At 71.2% G+C, this 25,644-nt stretch carries 19 protein-coding genes and 1 riboswitch; of the genes, 10 read left to right on the top strand and 9 right to left on the bottom strand.

Annotated elements, in window-relative coordinates:
* Window positions 1–16 precede the first annotated feature (16 nt).
* Window positions 17–2,224, bottom strand: coding sequence for a putative bifunctional diguanylate cyclase/phosphodiesterase (locus tag ACFQ2D_RS09560; RefSeq protein ID WP_280942287.1), 2,208 nt, complete (start codon window positions 2,222–2,224; stop codon window positions 17–19).
* A 169-nt stretch (window positions 2,225–2,393) separates the two neighbouring features.
* Here ACFQ2D_RS09560 and ACFQ2D_RS09555 point away from each other — a divergent pair, with 169 nt between their 5' ends.
* Both ACFQ2D_RS09555 and ACFQ2D_RS09550 read left to right on the top strand, forming a co-directional pair.
* Window positions 2,394–2,927 carry a UPF0149 family protein gene (locus ACFQ2D_RS09555; protein ID WP_280942286.1) on the top strand — a complete coding sequence of 178 codons (534 nt, stop codon included), beginning with the start codon at window positions 2,394–2,396 and terminating at the stop codon, window positions 2,925–2,927.
* Window positions 2,928–2,993: 66 nt separating this feature from the next.
* Window positions 2,994–4,337, top strand: coding sequence for an aminopeptidase P N-terminal domain-containing protein (locus ACFQ2D_RS09550; RefSeq protein WP_280942285.1), 1,344 nt, complete (start codon window positions 2,994–2,996; stop codon window positions 4,335–4,337).
* Here ACFQ2D_RS09550 and thrC read toward each other — a convergent pair.
* The 4 genes from thrC to ACFQ2D_RS09530 all read right to left on the bottom strand — a co-directional run bounded on the left by thrC (window position 4,334) and on the right by ACFQ2D_RS09530 (window position 9,431).
* Window positions 4,334–5,632 carry a threonine synthase gene (gene thrC / locus ACFQ2D_RS09545; protein WP_280942284.1) on the bottom strand — a complete coding sequence of 433 codons (1,299 nt, stop codon included), beginning with the start codon at window positions 5,630–5,632 and terminating at the stop codon, window positions 4,334–4,336. The genes ACFQ2D_RS09550 and thrC overlap by 4 nt on opposite strands.
* A 6-nt stretch (window positions 5,633–5,638) precedes the next feature.
* On the bottom strand, window positions 5,639–6,613 hold the full coding sequence (locus ACFQ2D_RS09540) for a homoserine kinase (protein WP_280942283.1): 975 nt from the start codon (window positions 6,611–6,613) through the stop codon (window positions 5,639–5,641).
* Window positions 6,610–9,162: a bifunctional aspartate kinase/homoserine dehydrogenase I gene (thrA, locus tag ACFQ2D_RS09535; protein WP_280942282.1), complete on the bottom strand. Its 2,553-nt coding sequence runs from the start codon at window positions 9,160–9,162 to the stop codon at window positions 6,610–6,612. The genes ACFQ2D_RS09540 and thrA overlap by 4 nt, the downstream gene beginning before the upstream one ends.
* Before the next feature lie 89 nt (window positions 9,163–9,251).
* The gene (locus ACFQ2D_RS09530) at window positions 9,252–9,431 is read right to left on the bottom strand and encodes a hypothetical protein (protein WP_280942281.1); all 180 of its coding nucleotides are present in this window, start codon (window positions 9,429–9,431) and stop codon (window positions 9,252–9,254) included.
* A 255-nt stretch (window positions 9,432–9,686) separates the two neighbouring features.
* On the opposite strand from ACFQ2D_RS09530, the gene ACFQ2D_RS09525 reads away from it, so the two are divergent.
* The 3 genes from ACFQ2D_RS09525 (at window position 9,687) to ACFQ2D_RS09515 (ending at window position 13,452) form a co-directional block, all read left to right on the top strand.
* A complete protein-coding gene (locus ACFQ2D_RS09525; protein WP_280942280.1) occupies window positions 9,687–10,490 on the top strand; it encodes a hypothetical protein in 804 nt (267 codons plus the stop codon).
* A 50-nt stretch (window positions 10,491–10,540) separates the two neighbouring features.
* Window positions 10,541–10,647, top strand: a riboswitch (TPP riboswitch).
* Between the two features lie 72 nt (window positions 10,648–10,719).
* On the top strand, window positions 10,720–12,600 hold the full coding sequence (gene thiC / locus ACFQ2D_RS09520; protein ID WP_280942278.1) for a phosphomethylpyrimidine synthase ThiC: 1,881 nt from the start codon (window positions 10,720–10,722) through the stop codon (window positions 12,598–12,600).
* Between the two features lie 255 nt (window positions 12,601–12,855).
* Entirely contained in the window at window positions 12,856–13,452 is a 597-nt protein-coding gene (locus ACFQ2D_RS09515) for a DUF4136 domain-containing protein (protein WP_280942277.1), read from the top strand.
* A 54-nt stretch (window positions 13,453–13,506) separates the two neighbouring features.
* Here ACFQ2D_RS09515 and ACFQ2D_RS09510 read toward each other — a convergent pair whose 3' ends face one another.
* Entirely contained in the window at window positions 13,507–13,884 is a 378-nt protein-coding gene (locus tag ACFQ2D_RS09510; RefSeq protein ID WP_280942276.1) for a hypothetical protein, read from the bottom strand.
* 312 nt (window positions 13,885–14,196) lie between these two features.
* Here ACFQ2D_RS09510 and ACFQ2D_RS09505 point away from each other — a divergent pair, with 312 nt between their 5' ends.
* The 5 genes from ACFQ2D_RS09505 to ACFQ2D_RS09485 all read left to right on the top strand — a co-directional run bounded on the left by ACFQ2D_RS09505 (window position 14,197) and on the right by ACFQ2D_RS09485 (window position 22,593).
* Window positions 14,197–16,503, top strand: coding sequence for a winged helix-turn-helix domain-containing protein (locus tag ACFQ2D_RS09505; RefSeq protein ID WP_280942275.1), 2,307 nt, complete (start codon window positions 14,197–14,199; stop codon window positions 16,501–16,503).
* A 55-nt stretch (window positions 16,504–16,558) separates the two neighbouring features.
* Entirely contained in the window at window positions 16,559–17,473 is a 915-nt protein-coding gene (locus ACFQ2D_RS09500) for a helix-turn-helix transcriptional regulator (RefSeq protein ID WP_280942274.1), read from the top strand.
* Window positions 17,474–17,520: 47 nt separating this feature from the next.
* Complete coding sequence (locus ACFQ2D_RS09495; protein WP_280942273.1) at window positions 17,521–20,145, top strand: TonB-dependent receptor plug domain-containing protein; 2,625 nt, start codon at window positions 17,521–17,523, stop codon at window positions 20,143–20,145.
* Window positions 20,146–20,474: 329 nt separating this feature from the next.
* Window positions 20,475–21,365 (top strand): RNA polymerase sigma factor RpoH, encoded by an 891-nt coding sequence (rpoH, locus tag ACFQ2D_RS09490; protein WP_280942271.1) that lies wholly within the window; start codon window positions 20,475–20,477, stop codon window positions 21,363–21,365.
* A gap of 100 nt (window positions 21,366–21,465) precedes the next feature.
* Window positions 21,466–22,593: a helix-turn-helix domain-containing protein gene (locus tag ACFQ2D_RS09485; protein WP_280942270.1), complete on the top strand. Its 1,128-nt coding sequence runs from the start codon at window positions 21,466–21,468 to the stop codon at window positions 22,591–22,593.
* Here the strand turns inward: ACFQ2D_RS09485 and ACFQ2D_RS09480 are convergent.
* The 3 genes from ACFQ2D_RS09480 to ACFQ2D_RS09470 form a co-directional block, all read right to left on the bottom strand.
* Window positions 22,496–23,161 (bottom strand): DUF2306 domain-containing protein, encoded by a 666-nt coding sequence (locus ACFQ2D_RS09480; protein ID WP_280942269.1) that lies wholly within the window; start codon window positions 23,159–23,161, stop codon window positions 22,496–22,498. The two genes, ACFQ2D_RS09485 and ACFQ2D_RS09480, sit on opposite strands and share 98 nt — an antisense overlap.
* A gap of 143 nt (window positions 23,162–23,304) precedes the next feature.
* Window positions 23,305–24,114 (bottom strand): zinc transporter ZupT, encoded by an 810-nt coding sequence (gene zupT / locus ACFQ2D_RS09475; protein WP_280942268.1) that lies wholly within the window; start codon window positions 24,112–24,114, stop codon window positions 23,305–23,307.
* A gap of 80 nt (window positions 24,115–24,194) precedes the next feature.
* Window positions 24,195–25,478 carry an NAD(P)/FAD-dependent oxidoreductase gene (locus tag ACFQ2D_RS09470; RefSeq protein ID WP_280942267.1) on the bottom strand — a complete coding sequence of 428 codons (1,284 nt, stop codon included), beginning with the start codon at window positions 25,476–25,478 and terminating at the stop codon, window positions 24,195–24,197.
* Between the last annotated feature and the right edge of the window lie 166 nt (window positions 25,479–25,644).

Raw genomic sequence — 25,644 nt, 5'->3', positions numbered from 1 at the left:
AGGCCGGGGCGGCCGGTCAAGGCGCGGTGGCGGCCGCCGGCGCAGCCTGTTCCCGGCCCGGGCGCCAGTTGCGGATGAAGGCCAGGCAGGCGTGCGCCTCCAGCGGCCGCGACAGCCAGAACCCCTGGACCTCGTCGCAGCGGTGGTCGCGCAGGAAGCGCACCTGGGCTTCGGTTTCCACGCCCTCGGCGACCACGTTCAGGCCCAGCGAATGGGCCATGGTGATCACCGTGCTGGTGATCGCCGCGTCTTCCGGGTCATGGGTGAGGTCGCCGATGAAGGCCTTGTCGATCTTGATGGTGGTGATCGGCAGGCGCTTGAGGTAGGCCAGCGAGGAATAGCCGGTGCCGAAGTCGTCGATCGCCAGCGACACGCCGAGTTCGCGGAACGACTGCAGCTTGGCCGCAGCGTGCTCGGCGTTGGCCATCAGCACGCTCTCGGTCAGTTCCAGCTCGAGCATGCTCGGCGGCAGGTCGATATCGGCCAGCACCCGGCTCACCACCTCGGGAAAGTCGCCGCGCAACAGCTGCAGCACCGAGACGTTGACCGAGACGGTGAGGTCGGTCAGGCCGTGCTGGCGCCAGCGCTGCAGGGTCAGGCAGGCCTCGCGCAGCACCCACTCGCCGATCTCCAGGATCAGCCCGCTTTCCTCGGCCATCGGGATGAAGTCCGAGGGCGGGATCTCGCCGTGCTCGTCGCTGTTCCAGCGCAGCAGCGCCTCGACGCCGGTGATGCGGCCCTCCGCCAGCGCCAGCTGCGGCTGGAACACCAGGTGCAGCTCGCCGCGGTCGAGCACCTTGCGCAGCGCGCCGGAGATGGTCGCGCGCTGGCGCACCACCACGTCCATCGCGTCGTCGTAGCGCATGAAGGTGCGGCGGCCGGCGGCCTTGGCCTGGTACATCGCGGTGTCGGCCTGCTTGAGCAGTTCGGTCGGCACGTGCGCATGGTCGGGATAGAGGCTGATGCCGATCGAGGGCGAGATCGCGATCTCGCGGCGGTCGTCGAGCAGCAGCGGCGCCTCGAACGCCATGATGATCTCGCGCGCCACCCGGTCGGCTTCTTCCGGCGCTTCCAGGTTCTCAAGTACCACGGTGAACTCGTCGCCGCCCAGGCGCGCGACGGTGTGGTGCATGCCCACGGTCTGCTGCAGGCGCGCGGCGGCGGCGCGCAGGATGCGGTCGCCGGCGGCGTGGCCGAGCGAGTCGTTGACGTCCTTGAACCGGTCCAGGTCGAGGAACAGCACCGCGATGCGGTTGTCCTCGCGGTGCGCGCGCACGATCGCCCGCGACAGACGCTCGGACAGCAGCGAGCGGTTGGGCAGGTTGGTCAGGGTGTCGAAGTTGGCCAGGTAGCGCAGCTCCTGCTCGGCGCGCTTCTGCTGGGTGATGTCGTTGAGCACGATCACGTACAGGATCAGCTGGCCGTTCTTGTCGTGGACGGTGCTGGTCTCGATCTGGCAGAGGAACTCCTCGCCGTCCTTGCGCCGCTGCCAGATCTCGCCGGTCCAGCGGCCCTTGCGCCGGATCTGCTCGCGGATGTGCTGGTAGAAGGCGCTGTCGTGCTGGAGGCTGTCGAGGATGCTGGCATTGCGGCCGACCACCTCGTCCTCGTCGTAACCGGTCATGCGCAGGAAGGCGGGATTGACCGAGACGAAGTCGAAGTTGCGGTCGACCACCACCACCGCCTCGTTCATGCTGCGCAGCACCTCGCTGGAGATGCGCAGCTCGCGCTCGGCCGCGCGCGTGCCGGTGATGTTGAGCGCGGTGCCGGCGATGCGCAGCACCCGGCCGTGTTCATCGCGCGCCACCGCGCGCCCGCGCGCGCGCATCCACACCCACTCGCCCTCGCGCTGGACGCGCAGTTCCGCCAGCAGGGTGTCGGTATCGCCGGCGATGTATTCGGCGATGCGCTGGCGCACCATCGGCAGGTCGTCGGGATGGATGATGGCGCCGATCTCGACGATGTCCTCGTCGAGCTGGCCGCCGGGCTCGTGCGTCTCCAGCGCCAGCCGGTTGACCCGGCCGCTGGCCAGGTCGTAGTCCCAGTAGCGCTCGCCGGTGGCCCACAGGGCCAGCTTCAGCCGCTCTTCGCGGTCGCGCAGGCGGGCGAGGTGCGAGCGTTCGCTCTGGCGGCGGCGCACGATCAGGACCACCAGTGCGACCAGCAGCACCGACACGGCGGCGGCCGCGCCCATGAGCTGGAGATCCCCCGGATTGGTCGACACGCGGAGAACCCCTGCGCGCTGCATTCATGGACATGACGAGTGTAGGCGCCCGCGCGGCCCGGCGCCAAGCGCGGGTATCGCCTTCACGGACCGTGCGGCATGCGCGGCTGGCGTCGACGTTCTAGACTTGGCGGCCCCCGCCCGGAAACCGCGCCTCGTGCCCAAGGCCTTGCCCCCACTGCAGGACGTCGAATCGGCAAGCCGCAGCCGCCAGCTTGGCGCCAGCGCCAGCGAGCTGCACGGCGGCCTGTGCGGCTGGCTGGCCGGTGGCGGCGCCCAGGGGCCCGAGTGGCTGGCGCAGGTACTGGCCGACGACGGGATCGAAGCGGTCGCCGAGGGCGATGTGCTCGACCGGCTGCGCGAGGCCAGCGCGGCGCAGCTGGAGGACCGCGAGTTCGGCTTCGAGCTGCTGCTGCCCGCGGCCGAGGCCAGCCTCTACGAGCGCAGCGGCGCCCTGTTCGACTGGTGCCGCGGCTTCGTCGGCGGCTTCGGCCTGGCGGCCGGGGCCAGCCCGCCGCTGTCGGAGGAAGGCCAGGAAGCCCTCGCAGACCTGGTCCGGCTGTCCTCGGCGGCGCCCGAGGAAGGCGGCGACGAGGAAGACGAGGACGCGCTGGCCGAGATCGAGGAATACGTGCGCGTCGCCGTGCTGCTGCTGCACGGCGACTGCGCCATGGGGCCGCGCCACCGCGCCCGCCTGAACTAGCTCGCCGATGTCCGCATGTCACGGCCGCCGCCCGCCGCCGCCCGCCACGCCATGGGGCGTGCGCTGATGCGCCCTTCCGCCGGGATCACGGCGCAGGCCTACGCCCGCCGCCGGCGCCAGCTGATGCGCATGGCCGGCGACGACGCGATCCTGGTGCTGCCGGCCGCGCCCGAGCGCGTGCGCAGCCGCGACACCCTGTATCCGTACCGGCAGGACTCCGACCTGTGGTACCTGACCGGCTTCCCCGAACCCGAGGCGGTGCTGGTCCTGGTGCCGGGCCGTGCGCACGGCGAGACGCTGCTGTTCTGCCGCGAGCGCGATCCCGAACGCGAAGGCTGGGATGGCCCGCGCGCTGGCCCGGAGGGCGCGGTCGAAGGCTACGGCATGGACGATGCCTATCCGATCGACGACCTCGACGAGATCCTGCCGGGCCTGCTGGAAGGCCGCACCCGCGTCTACTACCACTTCGGCCGCGACACCGAGTTCGACCTCAAGCTGATCGGCTGGCTCAACCGGGTGCGCGCGCAGGTGCGCCTCGGCGCCCAACCGCCGCACGAGTTCCTCGAGCTGGGGCACCTGCTCGACGAGATGCGCCTGTTCAAGACGCGCGACGAACTGAAGCTGATGCGCCATGCGGCCAGGATCAGCGTGCAGGCGCACGAGGCCGCGATGCGTGCCGCGCGGCCCGGGGTGCACGAGTACGTGCTGCAGGCCGAGCTGGAGCGCGTGTTCCGCGCCGCCGATGCGGAGCCGGCGTATCCGAGCATCGTCGGCGCCGGCGCCAACGCCTGCGTGCTGCACTATCGCGACAACCGCGGCCAGGTGCGCGACGGCGACCTGGTCCTGGTCGACGCCGGCGCCGAGTACCGCGGCTATGCCGCCGACATCACCCGCACCTTTCCGGCCAACGGCCGCTTCAGCGCCGCGCAGCGTGCGCTGCACGATCTGGTCGGCGAGGCGCACGCAGCGGCGCTGGTCCAGGCGCGGCCGGGCGTGCCGTACGAGGCCGGGCACAACGCCGCGGTGGAGACGCTGACCGAGGGCCTGCTGCGGCTGGGCCTGCTCAAGGGCAGGCTGGAGAAGAACATCGCCGACGGCAGCTACAAGCGCTACTACCGGCACAAGACCGGACACTGGCTGGGCCTGGACGTGCACGACGTCGGCGACTACCGCATCGACGGCGAATCGCGCCTGCTCGAGCCGGGCATGGTGTTCACCATCGAGCCCGGCCTCTACGTGCCGGTGGACGACACCTCGGTGGCCGCCAGGTGGCGCGGCATCGGCATCCGCACCGAGGACGACGTGGCGATCACCCGCGACGGCCACGAGGTGCTGACCACGGGCCTGGCGCGCAGCGCCGACGAGATCGAGGCGTTCATGGCCGACGGCCGGGCGGCCCTCGCCCGCTAGCCTCCAGCGGCCGGAACCAGTATCGCGCGCAGGGCGTCGTAGTCGGCGGCCAGCGCCCGGGCATGCGCGGGGCGCGCCAGGCATTCGGCCAGCGCCGGCGGCGGTTCCACCACATGTCCCACCAGCGGCTCGACGATGCCCTCGAACTTGGCCGGGTGCGCGGTCGCGACCACCGCCCAGTCGCGCGTGTCGCCAGCGGCGCGCAGGTCCTGCAGCAGCTTCAGCGCGGTGGCCGTGTGCGGGCAGGCGACGATGCCGTGGCGTTGCGGCGCATCGCGCACGACCTCGCGGATGGTCGCGTCGTCCACCGCCTCGGCCACGAAGGCCGCGCGCAGCGCCGCATCGTCCGCGTGCCAGTGGCGCAGCCGCTCGAAGTTGCTGGGCGCGCCCACGTCCATGGCGTTGGCCAGGGTGGCGCGCGTCGCCGCCGGCGCGTAGTCGCCGCCGGCGAAATAGCGCGGCAGGGTGTCGTTGGCGTTGCAGGCCAGGCGGATCTCGCCGACCGGCGCGCCCATCGTGCGCGCGACGAAGGCGGCGCTGGCGTTGCCGAGGTTGCCGGTGGGCACGATGACATGGAGCAGGCGCCCATGCACGGCATGGAAGTGGCTGGCCGCGTGCGCGTAATAGGCCGCCTGCGGCAGCAGCCGCCCCAGGCTGATGCTGTTGGCCGAGCCCAGCGGCACCCGTGCGCGCAGCGCCTCGTCGGCGAGCGCCTGCTTGGCCAGGCGCTGGCAGTCGTCGAAGCTGCCGTCGACGCGGAACGCTTCGACGTTGTCGCCCCAGCAGCCGAGTCCGTGGGCCTGTCGCGGCGAGACCATGCCGTCCGGGTACAGGATCACCACGCGAAAGCCCGGTCGCCGGTGGAAGGCCGAGGCCACCGCCGCGCCGGTGTCGCCCGAGGTGGCCACGACGATGGTGGTGGGCGGCGCAGCGGGATCGCGCAAGCCTTCGAGCGCGCGCGCCAGAAAGCGCGCGGCGTAATCCTTGAACGCCGCCGTCGGCCCGTGGAACAGCTCGAGCACGTGGTCGCCCGCGCCCGCCAGCGGGCGCAGCGGCGCCTCGAACGAGAATGCGTCGGCGCAGATCCGCGCCAGCCGCCCGCTCAGCGCGGAGTCGACGAAGTAAGGCGCCAGGGTGCGCAGCGCCGTCACGGACAGCCGTGGATCGGGCGCGGAGAAGTCGACCGTCGGGATCGATCCGGGCACGTAGAGGCCGCCGTCGGGCGCGAGGCCGGCGACCAGCGCGGCGTCGATCGGAGTCGGGGCGGTGTGCCCGCGGGTGCTGACGAACTGCATGGTGTGCTACCGGCCTCCCACCCGCTTGACGTCGCGTGCGTGCGGTTCCGCCGCGAGCACGTCGGCGCGCTGCGCGTCCACCGGCGTCACGTAGGCGCGCGCATCGAAACCGGCGTCGACGAATCCCTCCCGCATCGCCGGCGCGGCACGTTCGGCCTGCTCGCGCGAGGCGAACCAGGCGAACACGCTGGGGCCGCCGCCGGAGATGCTCGAACCCAGCGCGCCATGGTCGAGCGCGGCCGCCTTGACCGCGGCGAAGCCGGGGATCAGCGGCGCGCGCCTCGGCTCGACCAGGACATCGCGCAGGCCGTCGCGGATCAGCTCCGCGTCGCCGCGCTGCAGGCCCAGCAGGAACTGGGCGAGGTGGGCGGTCTGCTGCACGAGGTCGGGCAGCCGGTAGGGTTCGGCCAGCACCGCGCGCGAGCGTCGCGTCTCCAGCACCTGGTCCGGATGCACCACCACCGCGTGCAGCCACGACGGCACCTCGATCCGCAGCGCACGACTGGCGGTGGCCACGGTGACGCCGCCCAGCAGCATCGGCGCCACGTTGTCGCCGTGGCGGCTGCCGCTGGAGAGCACCTCGCCGTCCAGCGCGAACCCGTACAAGGCCTCGCGCGGCAGCGGCGCGTCGAGCAGGGCATTGGCCGCGACCAGGGCGGCCACGCACGAGGCCGCCGAGCCGCCGAGGCCCGAACCCAGCGGAATCCCCTTGTGCAGCGAGAGCGCGAACCCGAACGGCAGGTCGAGCGCATCGCGCAGGGCGAGCAGGGCGCCGCCGGCGGTGTTGCGCGCGGCCTCCAGCGGGAGCCGCTCGACGCCGGCGATGTCGCCGTCGATCGAATCGATGCGCACGGCGGGCGCGTCGATGCGGCGCACCGTGGCGATGTCGCGGGGGCCATCGACCGCATGGCCGAGGAGGTCGAAGCCGACCCCGATATTGCCGACGCTGGCGGGCGCGAATGCGCTGACTGCTCCGCTCATGCCTGGACGCCGACCCCGGCGCTGAGCGAATGCGCGATCGCCAGCACGTCGCCGAACACGCCGGCCGCGGTGACCTGCGGGCCGGCGCCCGGGCCCTGCACCACCAGCGGGTTGTCCGCGTAGCGCCCGGTGGTGAACTGGACCAGGTTGTCGGTGAGCCGCGTATGGCAGCAGGCGTGGACCCCGGGCAGCGCCACCACGCCCACGCGCGCGCCCTCGTCGGACAGGTGGGCGATGTGGCGCAGCTGGCGGTCCTGCGCGCGTGCCTCCTCCAGGCGCCGCTGCATCGGCCCATCGAGTTCCTCGAGCCGCGCGAGGAACTCGTCGCGCGGCACGTCGCGCAGCGGCTCGGGGACCAGGCTCTCGATGCGGACGTCGTCCAGCGACAGTTCGCGGCCGGATTCGCGCGCCAGGATCACCAGCTTGCGCGCCACGTCGAGGCCTGACAGGTCGTCGCGCGGGTCCGGTTCGGTATAGCCCAGTTCGCGCGCTTCGCGCACCAGCGCCGAGAACGGGCGGCTGCCGTCGAAGCTGTTGAACAGCCACGCCAGGGTGCCCGAGAGCATGCCGTCGATGGCCAGCACCGTATCGCCGGTGTCGAGCAGGTTGCGCAGCGTGCTGATCACCGGCAGGCCCGCGCCGACCGTGGCTTCGTACATGAAGCGGCTGCCGCCGCGCTGGGCCTCGCGGATGGCGACGTAGCGCTCCCAGTCGCCGCTGCCGGCGTGCTTGCTGGGCGTGACCACGTGGATGCCGGCGGCCAGCCATTCCGGGTAATGGCGCGCGATCGCGTCGCTGCCGCTGCAGTCCACGATCAGCGCGTGCGGGATGTGCTCGGCGCGGATGTGCGCCGCGAACGCGCAGGGATCGAAGGCCTGGGTGGTCATGCCGGTCAGGCGCGTGGTGGCCTCGTCGGGATGGATCGCGAAGTGGTCCAGCGCCATGTAACCGCTGTTGGCGATGCCGCGCAGGCGCAGGTCGACCTGCGAGGTCGCGCGCAGCCGCGGCAGCACCGTCGCCATCTGCGACAGCAGGGCGCGCCCGACCTGGCCGGGGCCGATCAGGCCGACCGACACGGTCTGCGGCGACAGCCAGAACGCCGAGTGCGCGGCCCGCAGCGCGCGCGTGGCGTCGGCATCGGCGATGGCGACCGAGATGTTGCGTTCGCTCGAGCCCTGGGCGATCGCGCGGATGTTGACCCGCGCCTGCGCCAGCGCCGCGAACAGGCGCGCGGCCACGCCGGGGATGCCGACCATGCCGTCGCCGACGGCGGCGAGGATCGAGATCCCGCGGGTCAGGCGCACGCCCTGCGCCTGGGTGTCGGCGATGGCCTCGGCGAAGGCCGCTTCCACCGCGGTGCGGGCGCGCTCGGCCTGGCTGTCGCGGATCACGCAGCAGATCGAATGCTCCGACGAGCCCTGCGAGATCATCACCACCGACACGCCGGCGCGGTGCAGCGCCGCGAACAGCTTCTCCGCCGTGCCCGGCACGCCGACCATCGCGTTGCCGGCCAGTTCCAGCACCGCCATCTCGCGGACGATGGTCAGGCCCTTGACCGGGGAGAGCTCCGCATCGCCCGGCGGGTTGTCCTGCAGGATCCAGGTGCCGGGCGCGGACGGGTTGAGCGTGTTGCGGATGCACAGCGGAATGCCGCGCGACTGCACCGGCGCCATGGTCTGCGGGTGCAGCACCTTGGCGCCGAAGTAGGCCAGCTCGCAGGCTTCCGCGTACGACATCGTCGGCAGCACCATCGCGTCGGGCACCAGCCGCGGGTCGGCCGACAGCACGCCGTCGACGTCGGTCCAGATCAGCAGTTCGTCGGCGTCGAACAGGTTGGCGAAGATCGCCGCCGAGTAGTCGCTGCCGTTGCGGCCGAGCGTGGTGCTGCGGCCTTCGGCATCGCGCGCGATGAACCCGGTGACCACCACCCGGGACGGTCGCCGGCGCGCGCGCCAGTCGGCGAAGCGTTCGCGCGAGGCTTCCCAGTCGACGCCCACGCCCATTTCGCCCGGGTGCACGACCAGCACGTCGCGTGCGTCCAGGCGCTGCCAGCCACCGGCCTCGCCGCCGAGCGCCGCCTGCACCAGGCGCGAGGACACCAGCTCGCCCAGCCCATGCACCTGGGCCACCAGGGGCGCCGGGTCGCCGCCGGCCGCCGCCAGCGCGAGCAGGTCGTCGCGCAGGCCGTCGAAATCGCGGCCGACCGCATCCTGCAGGCCATGCCGGTTGTCCGGATCAAGCGTCGCGGCGGTCTCGAGATGGCGTTCGCGCAGCGCCGACCAGTCGCCGCTCCAGTCCTGCCCGGACGCTGCCTGCACCGCCATCGCCACCAGCGCATTGGTGGTGCCGGCCATCGCCGAGACCACCACCACGCCGACCTCGGCGCCATCGTCGACCAGTGGCGCCAGGCCCGCGATGCGCGCGGCGTCGGCCACGCTGCTGCCGCCGAACTTGTGGACGCGGGTGCTCGCCGCTGGCCGCAGCGCCTCGAGGACCGAGGAAGCGGCGGAGGCGACGGCGTCACCGAGGAGTTGGGATGCGGACGACATGCTCTGGAAGCTCCGGTTGGGCTCCGCGTCCGGTCGAGGTGGAAGCCGTGCGGCCCGCACCCGGATCGGGTGCGGAGCGGCGTGGTCGATCAGTCCTGCACGCGCGTCCGCACCCCGGCGCCAATGGTGCCGGTGGTGGTAATCGTCGCAATCGCAACCGCCTGCGCGGGCGCGGCGGTGCGGAGGGCGGCGATGGTGGGGACGTTCGACATGGCCGCCATGAATACCGGACGCTGGTGCAGTGCGTCAAGACAGGGTTTTGATTGCATCGGGAACCATCGTGGGCGGAAAAGAAAGCAGGTCGCCGCGGCGGTCGCGGAGGCGTCCCGGCGTGTGCCGGCACGCCCGCTGTTCGTGGTGTGCAAACGCCGAGTCGCGCAGGCGCCGGACATCGCGCGATCTGCATGCGGCTGCACACCGCGTGCATGTTTCCGGCCATGCGTTCACGCATGTTGCACCGGCGTTTGCCTTCAATGCGCCGGGCCAGCCGATGGCACCCCGCTTCCCCCCACAGGATCCATGCCGTGAACAAGACGCTCCTTTCTTGCGCCCTTGGCGCGCTGCTGTTGACGCCGGCCCTGGCCGCGCATGCCGACGACGACCGCTTCACCCTGCGCCTGGGCGCGATGAACGCCAAGGCCGAGAGCCAGTTTTCCGCCGAAACCGTGTTCGGCGGCGACGAGTACGCCTTCGAGAGCGAGCGCTACGAACTGGGCGAGAAGACGGTGCCGCGCGTGGAAGGCGTGGTCCGCCTCGGCAACCGCCACCGCCTGCTGTTCAACTACTTCCGCTATGCCGAGGACCGCAGCTATTCGCTGGGCGAGGACATCGACCTCGGGGACACCTCGATTCCCGCCGGCACCAGCGCCGCGCTCGACACCGAGTTCGACCTGGGCGGCGCCGTCTACGATTTCGCCGTGATCGAGACCCCGACCACCAGCGTCGGCCTGCAGCTGGGCGTGCAGCGCGCCAAGCTGACCGCGGAACTGCGCGCCAACAGCGACGGCGAGCTGTACACCGCGCGCGAATCCGAGAGTGGCACGGCGCCGGTCGTCGGCGTGCGCCTCGGCTTCAATACCCAGGACGAGCGCTGGCGCTTCGTCGTGCAGGGCCAGTACCTGGACGCGGACTGGGGCGATTTCGACGACTACGACGGCGACCTGAGCCGCGCCAATGCCCTGGTCGAGTACCGGTTCACCGACAACTTCGGCCTGTATGCCGGCTACGACTGGTTCAAGCTCAACGTGCGCCAGCACGGCGCGGATGGCACGGTGGGCATCGACCAGCGCTTCCGCGGCCCGATCGCCGGCGTGACCCTGGCGTTCTGAGTCGACCGGCCGCGCCGACTGGCATCGGCGTGGCCGGCAGGGTCTAATGGCAGGCGAAGCGGGGGTATCCGCCGGGCCGCAGGCCCGCCGGATTGAGACAGTCCCTTCGAACCTGATCCGGTTCACACCGGCGTAGGGAAGCTTCGCGGCGTCGCCCGTCCAGGGCGTGGCGCGTCTTCGCTTCGTTCCCGTGCCGCGAATTCCTCGCGGCCGCCAACGGACGATGCCGATGAACGCGATTCCCGCAGCCTCGCTGATCCAGCAGACCGGCGAACTCTCCGCCGCCGTCACCCGGCCGATTCCGGGCTCCCGCAAGATCTTCGTCGAAGGGTCGCGGCCCGACCTGCGCGTGGCGATGCGCGAGATCGCCCAGGCGCGCACGCCCACCCTGTTCGGCGGCGAGGAGAATCCGCCGATCACGGTGTACGACACCTCCGGGCCCTACACCGACCCCGATGCGCGCATCGACCTGTCGGCCGGCCTTGCGCCCCTGCGGGCGCGGTGGATCGAAGAGCGCGGCGACAGCGAGCCGCTGGACGGGCCGAGTTCCGAGTTCGGCCGTGCGCGCGAGTCCAATCCGCGTCTCGACGCCGTGCGCTTCCCGGACCGCCGCTTGCCGCGACGCGCCCGCCCTGGCGCCAGCGTCACCCAGATGCATTACGCCCGCCGCGGCATCGTCACGCCCGAGATGGAGTACGTGGCGATCCGCGAGAACCAGCGCCTCGAAGAAGTGAGCGAGGCCGGCCTGCTGTCCCAGCATCCCGGCCGGAGCTTCGGCGCGAGCATTCCGCCGCGGATCACGCCGGAATTCGTGCGCGACGAGATCGCGCGCGGTCGCGCCATCCTGCCCAGCAATATCAACCATCCCGAGAGCGAGCCGATGATCATCGGCCGCAACTTCATCACCAAGATCAACGCCAACATCGGCAACTCCGCCGTGTCCTCCGGCATCGCCGAGGAAGTCGAGAAGCTGGTCTGGGCGATCCGCTGGGGTGCGGACAACGTGATGGACCTGTCCACCGGCAAGCACATCCATGAAACGCGCGAGTGGATCATCCGCAACTCGCCGGTGCCGATCGGCACGGTGCCGATCTACCAGGCGCTGGAGAAGGTGGACGGCCGGGCGGAGGAGCTGACCTGGGAGATCTTCCGCGACACGCTGATCGAACAGGCCGAGCAGGGCGTGGACTACTTCACCATCCACGCCGGCGTGCTGCTGCGCTACGTGCCGCTGACCGCAAAGCGCGTGACCGGCATCGTGTCGCGTGGCGGCTCGATCCTGGCCAAGTGGTGCCTGGCCCACCACAGGGAGAATTTCCTCTACACCCACTTCGAGGACATCTGCGAGATCATGAAGGCCTACGACGTGGCCTTCTCGCTGGGCGACGGCCTGCGCCCGGGCTGTATTGCGGATGCCAACGACGCGGCCCAGTTCGGCGAGCTGGAGACGCTGGGCGAGCTGACCAGGATCGCCTGGAAGCACGACGTGCAGACCATGATCGAGGGCCCTGGCCACGTGCCGATGCAGCTGATCAGGGAGAACATGGACAAGCAGCTGCGCGAGTGCGGCGAAGCACCGTTCTACACGCTCGGCCCGCTGACCACCGACATCGCGCCCGGCTACGACCACATCACCAGCGCGATCGGCGCGGCGATGATCGGCTGGTACGGCACCGCCATGCTCTGCTACGTGACGCCGAAGGAGCACCTGGGCCTGCCCGACCGCGAAGACGTGCGCGACGGCATCATGGCGTACAAGATCGCCGCGCACGCGGCGGACCTGGCCAAGGGCCATCCCGGCGCGCAGGTACGCGACAACGCGCTGTCCAAGGCCCGGTTCGAATTCCGCTGGCAGGACCAGTTCCACCTGGGCCTGGATCCGGAAAAGGCGCAGTCCATGCACGACGAGACGATGCCGAAGGAGGCGCACAAGCTCGCCCACTTCTGCTCGATGTGCGGACCGCACTTCTGCTCGATGAAGATCACCCAGGACGTGCGCGACTATGCCGCCGCGGAAGGGGTGGCGGCGGCCGATGCGCTGGAAGCGGGCATGGCGGCGAAGGCGGCCGAGTTCCGCGAACAGGGTGGGCAGCTGTACCGGCCCGACTGAGGCTCCCACCGGCCCGCGCCCTGGACCCCGTGTTCCGGGCAGAAAAGAAGGGCGCCGGATCCGGCGCCCAAACACTTCGTTGGAGAGAGAGACCCGGCGCGCCGGCCGGGTGGTGGGACGAGTCTGGCGCGAGCGAGGTAATGGCCGCGTGCAGGCGTCGTGGTCCCCGCATAACGCTCGGCGGGGGGCGGGAATCCGTTCACCCGGCGTAGCCGGGCGCGTGCTAGCGTCCGCCGGACCGACAGGAGCCCCGTCATGAATACCTACCGCGTTGCAGTCCGGATCCTGGGGCTTGCCGCCCTGGTGGTCTTCCTCGCTGCCTGTGCCACCGGTCCACGCATCACCACCGAGGCCGATCCCGAGGCAGACTTCGCCCGTTACCGCACCTTCGGTTTCTACAGTCCGCTCGCGATCGAGCCGCATGGCTACAGTTCGGCTGCCAGCGAACGGATGAAGGCGTCGGCACGCGCGCAGATGGAGGCGCGCGGCTACGTGTTCACCGAAGACAAGCCCGACCTGCTGCTCAACATCAACGCGTATACCCAGCAGCGCACCGACGTCAGCTCGATGCCCACCGTCGACTACGCCTACTACTACAGCTATCGCGCGCGCGGCTATTACGTGGTGCCCTACTGGCGCGACCGCACCGACGTGTACCGATACACCGAGGGCACGCTCAACGTCGACCTGGTCGACGCGGCGCGCAACCGGCTGGTATGGGAGGGCATCGCCGTGGGGCGCGTGACCCGCAGCCGCGACGCGGCCGCCCGCGCCGCGCAGATCGATGGCGCGATGGCCGACATCTTCGCGCAGTACCCGTATCGCGCAGGCGTGGTGCCGGCGCCTCGCTAGCCGGCAGGCGGCAGATGGAACGCGGGGCGCTCCCGCGTTCCAGCCGGCGTAGGGTCAGCGGAGCCGGTTCATCCGCGCGCGGCGTTCGTACACTTCAGGCTCGATCCGTTCGACGGCCTGCACGTTGCAGCTCGAGTTGGCGGCGCGCACGGTGGATCCCGTCGGACACAGGCGGTTGGCCTGCCCGGCGGTTTCGAAGCGGATGCTCGAGGTGCGTGCGAGCGCGTGGCATTCGCCGTTGAACGCGACGCGGTAATGGGCGTCGCCATCCTTGAGCAGCAGCTGCGCGTTGGTGCCGGCGCGCACGCCCCTGTGGGAGGCCGACAGGTCGACGCAGTCCGTGAGCGGGTCGGGCCGGCTCGCGGTGGCAGCCGCCGAACACAGCGGGAGGGCGAGCAGGGCTGCAGCGAGGCCGATGGACAGGTGCTTCATCGCGGTACTCCATGGTGGGGACGGAGTGCACGCTACGCATCGCGCTCGCGCCGCGAATCTGCCTGAAGTGCCCGTGACGGTCGCCAGACGCTGGCGCCAGACCGCGCAAGCGGTCCGGGCAGCCAAGGCGAGCGGAGCGGCCTTCCCCGGTTTGCTCCGTCCCCGCGGCTGCATGGACCAATGACACATGCGGGCGCGTGCGCGCAGTGAGAGGCTCGGGTTCCCCGTCTCCGTTTCCATTCCGCGCACGCGCATGCGACCCGTCCCGTTCCCCTCCGACCTGGCGATGCCGGCATCCCCGATGCCGCAGCCATGATCCGTCCTGCCGCTTCCCGGCTCCGGGTCCTGGACTGTGAGGTCGACGCGCTGCGGCGCGTGGTCGCGCGCGCCGACGGCAGCGAAGGGCGTCGCCTGACCCTCAAGGCCATGCAGGTGCTGCTGGTGCTGGTCGAGCACGCCGGCAGCGTGGTCACCCGCGAGACGCTGTTCCAGCAGGTGTGGCCGGACACCATGCCCACCGACGACGTCCTGACCCAGGCCATCGCCCAGCTGCGCAAGGCCTTCGGCGACGACCGCGATGCGCCGCGCTACATCGAAACCATCGCCAGGACCGGCTACCGCCTGCTCGCGCCCGCCACGTGGCTGGAGGAACCGGAGCCCAAGCCGGTGCGCCCCGACGTACGCGAGGACGCGGCGGCGGTTGCCGACGACACCGTGCCCGTCGCTCCGGCTCCTGGCCCGCGCCTGTCGCTCCGCGTCCTGGCCGGCGTCGTGGCGCTGGTGCTGGCGGCCGGCGCCTGGCTGTGGACCCTGGCCGTGCGCGATGCGCCGGCGCGCGGCAGCCGCGAGCGGGCGCCGGAACTGGACCTGGCCTATCGCGCGATCGTGTCCACGCCAGGCCAGGAGCGCCTGCCTGCGCTGTCGCCGGACGGCGCCACGGTGGCCTTCGCCCAGACCGCGGGCGAGGGCGGCAGCGTCCTGATGCTGCAGACGGTCGGGCAGACCGCGGCCCGGCCGTTGACCGCGCCGGGAGAGGTGGAATCCGACACCGCGCCGGCCTGGTCGCGCGACGGCACGCGGATCGCCTTCGTCCGCATCTCGAACGACAGTTGCCGCTTCATGCTCGTGGCCGCCAGCGGCGGCGAACCGCGCGAGGCGGGTCCCTGCCTGCACGGCAGCTGGTCGCAGTTCGACTGGACGCCCGATGGACGGGGCCTGGTGATGGGTGGGCAGCGCAGCGATGGCGCCGCCGGCGCCGCGCTGCACCGGCTCGATTTCGCGACGGGTCGCTGGCAACCGCTGGCCTACGACGTGGGCGAGGGCGACGTCGACCAGCTGCCGCGTTACTCGCCGGACGGGAGGATGCTCGCGTTCCGCCGCAACCTGTCGCTGGCCGACCTGTGGGTCATGTCGGCCGAGGGCGGGACGCCGCGCCCGCTGACGCGGCTGCGCGGCGACATCCGCGGCTGGGACTGGCTGCCGGACGGCAGCGGCCTGGTGCTGAGCCATGTCGCCAGCCAGTCGACGCTGTGGCTGCTGCGGCTGGAGGACGGCAGCATGCAGGCGCTGCCGCGCCCGCCGGTGGGCAATGCGGTGTATCCGGACGTCGCCGCGGATGCCTGGTCGATGGTGTTCGAGGTCGACCAGTCGCGCAGCGGACTGTTCCGCGCGCGCCTGGACGGCGTGGCGGAAGCAGCGCCGGAACCGGTGTTCGCCTCCAGCGGCGTGGACCTGCTGCCCGCGCTGTCGCCGGACGGCCGCACGCTGGCCTTCCTGTCCGACCGGTCGATGGCGGTGCAGCTGTGGCTGGGCGAAGTCGACCAGCCGGCGACGCTGCGGGCGGTCGAGGGCCTGCAGCCGCTGCCGCGGCATGCGCCGGTGTGGTCGGCCGATGGCCGCAGCCTGCTGGTGCTCGGCCGTACCGGGGACGGCGAGCGTCTGTTCGAGGTCGATGCCGGTTCGGGGCGCGTGCAGATGCTGGCCGTGCCGGCCGCGCGCCCGGTGTTCGCCGCCTACGTCGATCGCGCCGACCGCCTGCTGGTCGGCGTGGACGATGGCCGCGGCCGGGTACGCCTGGTGCTGTACGGTCGCGAGGGCTGGCGCGAACTCGCCTCGGAGGACGACGTCGGCCTGGCGCGCTACGACGCCGGCTCCGGCGCGGTCCTGTTCACCCGGCCTTCGGCCCCCGGCCTCTGGCGGACCGACGCGTCATTGCACGGCAGCGTGCGGATCTCCGACGCATTGCCCGACACGCAGCACTACCGTCACTGGGGCCTGCACGCGGGACGCGTGTACTCGATCGGTCCCGAGTCCGGGTGCGCGACCCCGTGGCGCCCGCTGCTGGCACCGGGGCCGGGACGCTGCCTTTTCCGCGAGGGCATGGCCGTCGGCGGCTCGCCGACCGTGGATGCGCAGGGACGCTGGCTCTACCTGGGACTGCCGATGAGCCAGAACGTCGACATCGGCTGGGGCGCGCTGCCGCAGGCGCTGCGCGAACCCCCTGCGGAGTCGTCGAGGGCGGCGCGCACCCTGCCGGAAGTCACGGAAAACGCCGCGCGCAGCATGACTTTCGGATGCGATGCGGCGCGATGTCGGCGCGATTTCGTGCTGGTTTCCTGAGTTTCGGAGCGGGAAGCGTCAAACAGCAGGCTCGATTCCGCACACGGAGACAGCCATGCAGATGCAGACGATCTGGAGCGACCGCGGTGGCATGCAGGCCACCGGTTGCGCATTGCCCGACGACGAGATGCCCACCCTGCTGGCGGCGAGCCGCGGCGGCAGCGTGGCGGTGGTGGACGCCGCCGCCACCGCCTGGCTGGTGCTGCGCGGCGGCGCCACGCTGGACTGCCGCGAAGGCCGCTTCAGCCTCTGCCGCGGGCAGTGGATCGTGCTGGACCGCGATGCACGGCCGCTGCTGCAGGCGGCGCAACAGGGCCTCGTGCTCGGGTTCGCGCTACCCGCGCGGCTGCAGGCCATGGCGGCGGCGGAAGGCGGGCTGTTCGCGGGACTCGGCCAGCTCGAGCCCGGTGCGCGCACCGCGGCGCTGCGGCTGTGGCGGCGCTGCGCCAGGTTCCAGCGCAACGCGCGCGGCCAGCAGGAGGTGGCCTGGCTGCACGCGGAGCCGCTGCTGCGGCTGCTGGCGCGGCAGCAGGCGCCGCTGCGCGAACTGATCGATCGTTGCCCGGGGCGCTCGCTGCGGCGCCGGCGACAGGTGTTCGCGCGGATGCAGCGCGCCTGGATGCACCTGGCAGGCAACCTCGACCGGCCGGTACGCATCGCCGAACTCGCCGAACTGGGCAGCGTGTCGGTCTGGTATTTCACCAAGACCTTCCAGGCGCTGTATGGCGAAGGCCCGCAGGCGGCATCGAGCCGGCTGCGCCTGGCGCAGGCCGCGCGGCTGCTGCGCGGCACGCGCCTGTCGGTGGGCGAGGCGGGCGAGGCCTGCGGCTTCGAGAACAACTGCAGCTTCTCACGCGCCTTCCGCGCGCGCTTCGGCATGCCGCCGTCGCGCTACCGCCTCGCCGCCACGCCTCACGCGGCAAACCGGACCGGCACGCGCCGGCAAGCGGCCTCCGCGGCTGCCCCGTAACGTCGTTGGTGCGTTAACGCACACATAACGAGATCCGGAGAAATCCCATGACATCCCTGTTCCGATCGCCCCGTCGCAGGCTTGCGGCGCTGCCGATCGCCATTGCCTGCGCCCTGCCCGCGCTACCCGTTGCCGCGCAGGATGCCCCCGACGGCGACACCCAGACCCTCGACCGCATCCAGGTCACCGGCTCGCGCATCCGTCGCGCGGACATCGAGGGCGCGGTCCCGGTGACGGTGATCGACCGCGCCGCCATCGATGCCAGCGGCGACGTGTCCGTGGCCGACGTGCTGCGCGACTCCACCTTCTCCTCGTTCGGCAACTTCCGCCCGCAGTCGGGCAGCAGCGCGCAGGCCACGGCCGACATCGACCTGCGCGGCATCGGCTCCGACCGCACCTTGGTGCTGGTGGACGGCCGCCGCGTGCCCTACGCGCCCTCGACCGGCAACAACGCCGACCTCAACACCATCCCGCTGGCGGCGGTGGAACGCATCGAGATCCTGTCCGACGGCGCGTCCGCGCTGTACGGTTCGGATGCCATCGGCGGCGTGGTCAACATCATCCTGCGCAAGGACTACGAAGGCGCGGAAGTCCGCTACGGCATCGGCGATCCCAAGGTCCGCGGAGGAGACACCGAGGAAGCCTCGCTGGTGTTCGGCACCTCGTCCGACCGCGGCAACCTGATCCTCGGCGCCTCGAGCAGCACCCGCGGGATGGTGTACACCCGCGACCAGATCAGCGGCGCGGTGCGCGGCGGCTCGTTCTACGGCAACAACTACTACCTCGAGAGCGCGACCGACCCGGGCGAGGAGGGCGAGCTCGGCGGCGCGCTGCCTGGCTATGCCTGCGACGATCCCAACTTCTGGCGCAACGGCGACAACTGCGTGTACGACTTCAACGCGGTCGCCGCCGACGAGGCTTCGGTCAAGAACCGGTCGCTGTTCGCGCGCGGCAGCCTGCGGATCAACGAGGACTGGTCGTTCTACGCCTCGGGCAGCTACAGCAGCACCGACAGCTTCGGCCGCTATGCACCCACGCCGGGCGCCGTGTACGTGCCCGAGGGTTCGCCCAACGATCCGGTGCCGGGCGATGGCCTGGGCGCCTTCGTCTACCACCGCTACGCGGCGGCCGGCAACCGCGACAACTTCGTCGACAACACCGTCGCCGACATCAACCTCGGCTTCAACTGGCAGGCCACCGACAACCTGTACCTCGACTTCGGCCTGCGCCGCAGCAAGGCCAGGTTCAAGGAGCTGGGCCGCGGCTACATCGTCACGCCGCTGGCCGAGCAGGCGATCGCGGACGGCTCGTACGACCTCTACGACCCGTTCGGCGCCTCCGAGGAAGTGATCAAGGGCTTCACCACCACCACCTCGCGCGACGGCATCTTCGACATCGAGGAGCTGTACGCCAATGCCACGCTCGACCTGTTCGAGATGGGCGGCGGTGCGTCGGTGGTGGCCTTCGGCGCCGAGTACCGGAAGGAGGACTACGCGGACATCTACGACTCGCTGTCCGAGGCCGGCGTGGTGGCGGGTTCCTCCGGCAACTCGGCGGCCGGTTCGCGCGAGATCCACGCCGCGTACGCCGAATGGCTGTTCCCGATCGTCGACAGCTTCGATTTCACCCTGGCCGCCCGCTACGACCGCTACAGCGACTACGGCAGCGACGTCTCGCCGAAGGTGTCGCTGCGCTGGCAGCCGCTGGACAACCTCACCCTGCGCGCCTCGGCCGGCCAGGGCTTCCGCGCGCCGCCGCTGCCCTACGTGCACGGCAAGCGCGCGTTCTCGGCCGAACAGGTCGCCGACTACCGCACCTGCGTGGTGATGGGCTACAGCCCGGCCGACTGCGGCGGCGACGCCAACGGCGACAATATCGCCGACGGACCGGAGAACGAGGACGTCGTGGTGTACCAGGTGGATACCTGGGCCAGCGGCAACCAGAACCTCGAGTCGGAGAACTCGCGGCAGTTCAGCGTGGGCCTGGCCTGGGACGCCACCGACTGGCTGAACCTGACCCTCGACTACTACCGGATCGAGGTCGAGGACCGGATCCGCCAGATCGAGTTCCAGGAGCTGGTCAACTTCGACAACGCCGGCATCCCGCTGCCGACCGGCACCTCGGTGATCCGGCGCAGCAACGGCTCGGTCGCCGAGGTCAACACCGCCTATGCCAACGAGGGCGACCTGGAGACCCGCGGCCTCGACCTCAATATCCGCACCCGCGCCGACCTCGGCGGGGCCGGCCGGCTGGAAAACTGGCTGCAGGTCGCCAGGGTGCTGGACTTCACCGTTACCGACGGCCCGACCGTCAAGGACCGGCTGGGCTGGATCGCCTCGCCCGACCTGCGCGCGACCCTGCGCAACACCTGGACCCTGGGCGCGCTCACCGCGGGCTGGAACCTCAACTACATCGATTCGCAGGAGAATCCGGCGGCCACGCCGTCGTTCGGCTTCATCGGCGGCGGTCCGGGCTCGCGGCTGGGCAGCTACACCACCCACGACCTCTCGCTCACCTACCGGGCGCCCTGGGACGGCAGCATCACGGTGGGCGTGAACAACGCCGGCGACCGCTACCCGGAACTGATGGCCGTGCGCGGCCGGCCCTGGAACTTCGAGCTGTACGACGCCTACGGGCGGACGGTCTACTTCCGCTACGCGCAGAAGTTCTGACCCGGCTGCCAGGGATGGGCAGCGAGGAAGGCCCCCGGCGACGGAGGCTTTCCGCGTCCAGGTGAGGGGCGCGACCGGACGGATCCGTCGGTGGCCGCTGCTGCCGCGGGGTCGGACTGGCCGGCGGGTCCGGTGTCCGGTCACGACCGCTTGATCGCACCCGTCGTATCGTCGGATGCCGGGGCCAGGGACGGCCCGCCGATTCAGGCGCAACCGGTATAATCGTGGAACCTGAATGGCCATTCGCGGCCAATCGTTCCATAGCCAGAACACCGCGGGAACTTTTCCCCGCCTTAGCAGTCGAAGGTACCGACTGCTAGACTCCTTCCATGGATACGCCCATGACCCAAGCGCTTGTTGCCAACAACCTGCCGGTGCCTGCCTTCACCGGGCTGACCCCGCTCGGTTCGCTGGAAGCCTATATCGGCGCCGTCCACCAGATTCCGGTCCTGTCGGCCGACGACGAGCAGGCGCTCGCGCGCCGCTACCGCGACCAGGAAGACCTCGACGCCGCCCGCGAGCTGGTGCATTCGCACCTGCGTTTCGTCGTGCACGTCGCGCGCGGCTACAGCGGCTACGGCCTGCAGCTCGGCGACCTGATTCAGGAAGGCAACATCGGCCTGATGAAGGCGGTCAAGCGCTTCGATCCCGACATCGGCGTGCGCCTGGTGAGCTTCGCGGTGCACTGGATCCGCGCCGAGATGCACGAGTTCATCCTCAAGAACTGGCGCATCGTGAAGGTCGCCACCACAAAGGCGCAGCGCAAGCTGTTCTTCAACCTGCGCAAGAGCAAGACCCGCCTGGGCTGGCTCAACGCGGAGGAAGTGAGCGCCGTGGCCAAGGACCTCAACGTCTCCGAGCGCGAGGTGCTGGAGATGGAGTCGCGCCTGTCCGGTCGCGACATCGGCTTCGATGCGCCTTCCGACGAGGACGACGACCACGCGCCGCCGGCGCCGGCGGCCTACCTGGTCTCCCGCGACGAGGACCCGGCCATGGCCTACGAGCGCAGCGACAGCGAGGACAGTCAGCTCGAGCTGCTGCGCGAGGGCATGGCCCGCCTGGATGCGCGTTCGCGCGACATCATCAAGCGTCGCTGGCTCGACGCCGACAGCAAGGTCACCCTGCAGGAGCTGGCCGACGAGTACGGCGTGTCGGCCGAGCGCATCCGCCAGGTCGAGGCCAACGCGCTGAAGAAGATGAAGGCGTTGTTCGTCGCCTGACCCGCAGGCATCGTTCCCGAACAGGCCCGGCCTCCGCGCCGGGCTTTTTCGTGTCCGCGATACCCTTTGCGCTCCACTGGCGCCCCGGGACGCGCGTGACGTGACGAGCTTCTGGATCCTGCTGTATGCGATCGGCGCGGCACAGGCCGCGATGCTGGCGCCGGCGCTCTGGCGCCGCGCGGCGAACGCCGCCGCGAACCGCGTGCTCGCGCTCTGGCTGGCGCTGATCGGTTTCGACCTTGCGGTGAAGGCCGCGCACATGGCCGCGCCCGATGCCGGCTTCGCCGCGGCCTTCCGCGTGGCGCGGGTGCTTCCTTTCGCCTATGCGCCGCTGTTTTTCCTGTACGTGCGCGCGCTGGTCGGCGGGCGCTCGCCGCGCTGGCGCGACCTGGTCCACGGCGTCTGGCTGGCGCTGATGCTGGGCTGGCTGTCGATGCACTGGCTGGCCGGCGATCCGCTTCCGGCCAGTGGAGACTGGCGCAGGCTGTGGTTCGATCCACTGCTGTTCTCGGTGGCGCTGGCGTACCTCGTTGCCGGGGCACTGCAGGTGCGGCGCTACGGGCGCTGGCTGCGCAGCCGGCGCTCGGACGCGGACCGGCTGTCGCTGCGCTGGCTGATGGTGATGACCGCCTGCCAGTTCGCGATCTGGGCCATCGCCGGCCTGCATGCGATGGTGGAGCTCGGCTGGGCCGACTATTTCCTCATCTACGCCGCGGTCGCGGCCTGGGTCTGCATCGTGGGGTGGTTCAGCCTCGCGCAGCCGCCGGTGGCCGAACCGATGCAACCACCGCAGGTCGGCACCGGGGCCGCAGCGCAGCCGGACGTGGGCGACCTTGAGGATCCGCGCTTCGACGAGGTCGAGGCGCGCCTGTCGCGGCTGATGTCCGAACAGGCGCTCTACCGCGAGCCGGCGCTGGGAATCGCGCAGGTGGCGCGCCGCAGCGGCTACCCCGAATACCTGGTGTCGGCGGTGATCAACCGGCGCCTGGGCGGCAACTTCTGGGAGTACGTGAACCGCTACCGGGTCGAGGCGGTCCGCGCCTGCCTGGACGATGCCGGCGACCGGCGCAGCATCCTCGAGATCGCGTACGAGGCCGGCTTCACCTCCAAGTCGACCTTCAACAGCGCCTTCAAGCGGCTGGTCGGGCGGACGCCCAGCGACTACCGGCGTTCCCGCGCGGTGCCGGACGGGGCCGGCGCAGCAGCCAGGCGCACACCGCCAGGTTGAACAGCCAGCTCGCCCATGCCGTGCCCGCGTAGACCGGCATGAACGGCCAGCCCAGCACGCCGGTGCCCAGCGCGAGCATCACCCGCAGGGTGACGGCGCCGGCGGTCAGGGCCATCGAGTAGGCCATCCAGCGCCGGTGCCGGTCGAACCGGCCCGCGACCGCCAGGCGGATGCCGTTCGCGGTCACCCCGAGCCACAGCAGCGAGAGCAGGCTGAAGCCAAGGCGGCTCGGCCATCCACCCTGTGCATGCTGGGCCAGCGACAGGCCCGATACGCCGCCCACCAGGATCGCGGCCGCCGAGAGCCAGCCGCCGAGGCGGTGCAGGGCGGGCCAGCGCCGGCGGATGCCGCCGCTCAGCTGCAGCGGCACCAGCAGCAGCGCCAGTCCCGCGCCGAAGAAGTGCGCGGGCACGTCGAGCCCCGAGATGGCGAACCGCGCGGCGAAGGGATCGCCGCCGCGGACCGCCATGAACAGGTAGGCGAAGGCGTACGCCGAGGTTGCCAGGCAGGCGAGCGAGAACAGCCCTCGGGCGGCGGACAGGGCGAGGGCAGGCAGGTACGGGGCCATGGCGGTCTCCATCGTGGGGATGGAGGCAGCCTGCGCGGTACGCCGGCGTGCGGTCGTCCGGGCCGGCTGGACTGTACGCCGGTGCGCGCCGCGAGCGGTGCGAGCCGGCCGATCCGGACGCGATCAGGCCGGCCGGCGCCCGCCTACCACTTGAACAGCACCAGGCTGATCGCCAGCGCGCCCATGCCGGTCACCAGCCCGTACACCGTCTCGTGGCCCTTGGCGTAGCGCTTGGCCGCCGGCAGCAGCTCGTCCAGGGCCAGGAACACCATCACGCCCGCGATCAGCCCGAACACCGCGCCGAACACCGCGTCCGACAGGAACGGCCGCAGCAGCACGTAGCCGACGATCGCGCCGACCGGCTCGGCCAGGCCGGACAGCAGGCAGGCGACGAAGGCATAGGTCTTGTTGTTGGTGGCGAAGTACACCGGCACCGCGATCGCGATGCCTTCGGGGATATTGTGGATGGCGATGGCGAAGGCCAGCGGCAGGCCCACGCCGGGGTTCTCGAGCGTGGCGAAGAAGGTCGCCAGGCCTTCCGGAAAGTTGTGCGCGGTGATCGCGATGGCGGTCAGCAGGCCGACGCGCTTGACGTAGTCGCGGTTGTGTTCGCGGAAGTAGGGGTCGTCGACCTCGAGCCGTTCGTGCGGGTTCGGCACCAGGCGGTCGATGGTGACGATCAGCAGCACGCCGGCGAGGAACGAGAGCGTGCCCCAGGTGAAGCCAAGCCGGTCGCCGAACTGGGCGCTGAAGGCCGTGATCGACTTGGTCAGGATCTCTCCCAGCGACACGTACACCATCGCGCCGCCGGCGAAGGCCAGGCCGAACGCGAGCAGGCGCGCATTCGGACCCTTCGACGCGAACACCAGCAGGCTGCCGAAGCCGGTCGCCAGGCCGGCCACGGTGGTGACCGCGAGCGCGACCAGCAGGTTCTGCACGGGAACGTCGATCATGCGCGGGCCGCTTGGGGAGACGCGCCATCCTAGCCCAGCCGCCGTGCGTGCGATGAGGGCTGCGCGCTGGCGGGCAATCGTTACTTTGTATCGGAACGATCGTCGCCGCCCAGGATGATCCGCGCCGCGCGCTGGTGGGTCCAGTACGCCACCGACCAGTTGAGCAGCACCACCGAACGGTTGCGGAATCCGATCAGGAAGAACAGGTGGGCGACCAGCCAGAACCACCAGGCGAGCATGCCGGAGAAGCGCAGTCGGCCGAGGTCGACCACCGCGGCCATGCGGCCGATGGTGGCGAGGTTGCCGAAGTCGCGATAGCGGAACGGCGCGCCGTCGCCCCGCCGGCCGTCGAGGCGCGCACGGATCGTGTCTGCCACGTGCCGGCCCATCTGCTTGGCCGCCGGCGCCACGCCGGGCACGGGACGGCCGTCGGGTCGTGCGATCGCCGCAAGGTCGCCGGCCACGAACACCTCCGGATGGCCGGGAATCGAAAGGTCCGGGCGCACCCGCACACGCCCGGCGCGATCGAGCGGCACGCCCAGGCACTGGCCCAGCGGCGAGGCGGCCACGCCCGCGGCCCAGACCACCGTGCGCGCCGTGACGAACTCCCCGCCGCGCCGGTAGCCGGCCTCGGTGATGTCCTCGACCGGAGCGCCGGTCTGCACCTCGACGCCGAGCTTCTCGAGCTGCGTCCGCGCCCGGTCGGACAGGTCTTCGGGGAACGAGGACAGCACGCGCGGCCCGGCCTCGACCAGGCGCACCCGCGCGCGTGCCGGATCGATGTTGCGGAATTCGCCGCCCAGGGTATGGCGCGCGATCTCGGCCAGGGTACCGGCCAGCTCCACGCCGGTTGGTCCGCCGCCGATGATGGCGAAGCTCAGCCAGGCGTCGCGTTCGGCCGGGTCGGTGGCGGCCTCGGCGCGTTCGAAGGCGAGCAGCAGCTTGCGCCGCAGGTCGAGCGCGTCGTCCAGCGTCTTCAGGCCCGGGGCGTGTCGCGCCCAGTGCGCGTTGCCGAAGTAGGCATGGGTCGCGCCGCTGGCCAGCAGCAGATAGTCGTAGCGCAGGCGGCGCACGCCTTCGGCATGGTCGAGTTCGACCTCGCGGGCGGCGACATCGATGCGCGACACGGTGGCCAGCTGCACCTGCACGTTCTTCTGCTTGCGCAGGATCTGGCGCAGCGGCGCGGCGATGTCGGGCGCGGACAGGCCGGCAGTGGCGACTTGGTAGAGCAGCGGCTGGAACAGGTGGTGGTTGCCGCGATCGACCAGGGTGATGCGGACCTGCGCGGACCTGAGCGCGCGCGCGGCCCAGAGGCCCGCGAAACCGCCGCCGACGATCACCACGTGTGCAGGGCTGGCCTCCATGCGGCCCATTCTATGGGGCGTGCCGCGTGCCCTCGTCGACACCGCATGCACGGCCCGGGTTCGTGGCGCAGGCGGCCTGCCGGCCGCATACAGGCACGGCGCCCGTGGGCGCCGTGTGCGACAGCATCGGAGGCAAGGCGCCGCGCTGCAGCGGCACCATGCGGAT

Source organism: Luteimonas composti, from assembly GCF_042678665.1.
GTDB classification, from domain to species: Bacteria; Pseudomonadota; Gammaproteobacteria; order Xanthomonadales; family Xanthomonadaceae; genus Luteimonas; species Luteimonas composti.
Note: the sequence above shows the minus strand (reverse complement) of the source record. Positions and strands in the feature narration are given on the sequence as shown.

What these genes read in the sequence shown, in the direction of transcription:
- ACFQ2D_RS09550 (WP_280942285.1), top strand. Translation starts at nt 2,994, where the DNA reads ATGCGCCCTTCCGCCGGGATCACGGCGCAGGCCTACGCCCGCCGCCGG.
- thrC (WP_280942284.1), bottom strand. Translation starts at nt 5,632, where the DNA reads ATGCAGTTCGTCAGCACCCGCGGGCACACCGCCCCGACTCCGATCGAC.
- ACFQ2D_RS09540 (WP_280942283.1), bottom strand. Translation starts at nt 6,613, where the DNA reads ATGAGCGGAGCAGTCAGCGCATTCGCGCCCGCCAGCGTCGGCAATATC.
- thrA (WP_280942282.1), bottom strand. Translation starts at nt 9,162, where the DNA reads ATGTCGTCCGCATCCCAACTCCTCGGTGACGCCGTCGCCTCCGCCGCT.
- ACFQ2D_RS09530 (WP_280942281.1), bottom strand. Translation starts at nt 9,431, where the DNA reads ATGCAATCAAAACCCTGTCTTGACGCACTGCACCAGCGTCCGGTATTC.
- thiC (WP_280942278.1), top strand. Translation starts at nt 10,720, where the DNA reads ATGAACGCGATTCCCGCAGCCTCGCTGATCCAGCAGACCGGCGAACTC.
- ACFQ2D_RS09515 (WP_280942277.1), top strand. Translation starts at nt 12,856, where the DNA reads ATGAATACCTACCGCGTTGCAGTCCGGATCCTGGGGCTTGCCGCCCTG.
- ACFQ2D_RS09510 (WP_280942276.1), bottom strand. Translation starts at nt 13,884, where the DNA reads ATGAAGCACCTGTCCATCGGCCTCGCTGCAGCCCTGCTCGCCCTCCCG.
- ACFQ2D_RS09505 (WP_280942275.1), top strand. Translation starts at nt 14,197, where the DNA reads ATGATCCGTCCTGCCGCTTCCCGGCTCCGGGTCCTGGACTGTGAGGTC.
- ACFQ2D_RS09500 (WP_280942274.1), top strand. Translation starts at nt 16,559, where the DNA reads ATGCAGATGCAGACGATCTGGAGCGACCGCGGTGGCATGCAGGCCACC.
- ACFQ2D_RS09495 (WP_280942273.1), top strand. Translation starts at nt 17,521, where the DNA reads ATGACATCCCTGTTCCGATCGCCCCGTCGCAGGCTTGCGGCGCTGCCG.
- rpoH (WP_280942271.1), top strand. Translation starts at nt 20,475, where the DNA reads ATGGATACGCCCATGACCCAAGCGCTTGTTGCCAACAACCTGCCGGTG.
- ACFQ2D_RS09480 (WP_280942269.1), bottom strand. Translation starts at nt 23,161, where the DNA reads ATGGCCCCGTACCTGCCTGCCCTCGCCCTGTCCGCCGCCCGAGGGCTG.
- zupT (WP_280942268.1), bottom strand. Translation starts at nt 24,114, where the DNA reads ATGATCGACGTTCCCGTGCAGAACCTGCTGGTCGCGCTCGCGGTCACC.
- ACFQ2D_RS09470 (WP_280942267.1), bottom strand. Translation starts at nt 25,478, where the DNA reads ATGGAGGCCAGCCCTGCACACGTGGTGATCGTCGGCGGCGGTTTCGCG.